The following is a 2,102-nucleotide window of genomic DNA, read 5'->3' as shown; positions in this document are numbered from 1 at the left end:
TGGCCGCGGACCCGCGGCTGCACCAGGGGATCGTCACGGGCAACATGCGCCGGACCGCGCTGCTCAAACTGCGGCTCTGCGGGTTCGACGGGCTGCCCGACCCCGACCTGGGCGCCTTCGGTGATCACCACGCCGACCGCGCGCACCTCGTGAGGGAGGCGGTCGCCGCGGCCGGGGATCGCGGGCTCGACGTGTCGCCGGCACGCGCGGTGGTCGTGGGCGATCACGTCCACGACGTCCGGGGCGCACTAGACGCGGGAGCCGGCTGCGTGGCGGTCGCGACCGGTCGGGTGACCGCTGACGACCTCGCCGCCGCCGGAGCCCACACCGTCCTGTCGGATCTCACCGACACCGACGCCCTCCTGGAGGCGATCCACTCCGCCGCCAGCTGATCACTGCTCGAACCCGCCGCCGTTCACCGGCCCCTCGCCGCGCGTCGAGCGTTATGTAGCCCGCCGACCATTGCGCCGCCCGCCCCAAGCTTTGTCGGCACCATTGCGAGAATCGACCGGCTACTTCGCAGTGGTGCCACCAAACCTCGGGGGCAGGGCACCGTTCAGCTCGCTCCAGGGGGCTTACCGGAATCGCTGCCTCGCGGCTCACTCACCCCTCGCGCGGCGGCAGATGTCAGACCACCCCTCTGTGCTCTTCACGTCTGCCGCGATTGCCGCATGAGAGCCGCCCGGACCTGCCTGAGGAGCATCGGAGGGTGGCGCATCATCTGGGCGGTGACCCGAAGCGGCACCCATCCGAGTTCGAGAAGTTCTGCGTTCGCCCACGCGTCGAACTCCCAGGCGGATTTCTCGCGGTGGAGTTCACTGTCGTAGAAGATCGCGACCTTCTGCCCATCGTACGCCAGGTCGGCTGTCGCGATCTTCTCCCCGTACTCGTTGTAGATCACCACTTGCGGGGTCGGCGCCGGCAGGCCGCCGCGTACGAGCATCAAACGGAGTCTGGTCTCCGGCGGCGAGTCCGCCCGCCTGTCACAGAACGGGAGGAGATCGCGCACGCGCTGGACCCCGTGCAGCCCTTTCATGTGCTCTGCCGCTGCTGCCACGGCGTCCACGTCGATCCCAGCCCTGTTGCAGATCGCGTCGATCTTGGCGATCGCGATGTCGTCGTCGCACTCCCAGCGCGCCACGTCCACCGCGGTCCGTGCGGCAGAGGTGACCCGGATTCCGCCGACGGTGACCACGTGCTCCGTCGGCAGTTCCCGGGTCAGTCTGCGGATGCGCACGCCGGTCGTCGCGCGCGGTGTCCCCGCCGAGTACACGTCGATCGACCGACTCACCGCTTCCCGCGCATACCAGCGCTCGCGATGGAACAACGCCGCACCGAGCCCGCCGATCACCGATTCCGCGGGCGCCCATAGGAACGCCCCGGCCACCAGTGTTCGAGCCCGCAGAGGAACCGCGGCATCGATATACACGTCGGGAAAGAGTCGACGCTGGGTCGTCCGCAGTTGATAGGGAGTCAGCCGACCCGACGAGACGGCGTCGCTGCCGAGGAACGGATCTCCGGTTCGAGGTGCTGGCACGTGCTCATAGTCGACCCGCTCGGCCCGTCCTGACCCGGCTGCGAGCGCTGCTGTGGACAGAGACGACGACCATCCACATGCCCGAGGCGCGGAATGTTCGCCCGCGCACCCGCATGCTCACCTCCCCTGCCGTCGTCCCCGGCCCGCGTCCCACTACTAACCCGATTTTGGTGTAGCTACTGCGAAATCCCGGCCCTGATTTCGCAGTAGCTACACCAAAGTTGGCGGACGGCGGGCGGGCTCAGCCCTCGAGTTGCTCGCCCAGCTCCATCCACCGCTCCTCGAGCGCGTCCTTCTCCGCGGAGACGTCCTTGAGCTTGCGATCGAGCGCCGCCAGCTTCTCGGTGTCCATGGCGCCCTCGGACACCGCCGCCATCTCGCGGTGGAGCTCGGCCTCCCGGGAGTCGAGCTTGCCCATCTGGCGCTCGATCTTGGACATCTCCTTGGTCAGCGCGCGCTCCTCGGCGGAGCTCAACCCCGAGCCCGCGCCGCTCCCGCGGGCCGAGCCGCCCGCGCCTGCCGCCGAACCGGAGCCGGAACCCGCCGCGCCACCGGAATCGCCCGA

2 protein-coding genes and 1 pseudogene are annotated in these 2,102 nt (G+C 69.4%); 1 reads left to right on the top strand and 2 read right to left on the bottom strand.

Annotation, left to right across the window (positions count from 1 at the left end):
* Window positions 1-392 (top strand): HAD hydrolase-like protein (locus G6030_RS10915; protein ID WP_182643140.1); only part of this gene is annotated, 392 nt, incomplete at its 5' end.
* Between the two features lie 257 nt (window positions 393-649).
* Here the strand turns inward: G6030_RS10915 and G6030_RS10910 are convergent.
* Together G6030_RS10910 and G6030_RS10905 are read right to left on the bottom strand one after the other, a co-directional pair.
* Window positions 650-1,429 carry a hypothetical protein gene (locus G6030_RS10910; RefSeq protein WP_182643139.1) on the bottom strand — a complete coding sequence of 260 codons (780 nt, stop codon included), beginning with the start codon at window positions 1,427-1,429 and terminating at the stop codon, window positions 650-652.
* 349 nt (window positions 1,430-1,778) lie between these two features.
* Window positions 1,779-2,102, bottom strand: a pseudogene (locus G6030_RS10905) (ABC transporter ATP-binding protein); the annotation flags it as partial.

It is taken from the genome of Dietzia sp. E1 (genome assembly GCF_014145015.1).
Taxonomy (GTDB): domain Bacteria; phylum Actinomycetota; class Actinomycetes; order Mycobacteriales; family Mycobacteriaceae; genus Dietzia; species Dietzia cinnamea_A.
Note: the sequence above shows the minus strand (reverse complement) of the source record. Positions and strands in the feature narration are given on the sequence as shown.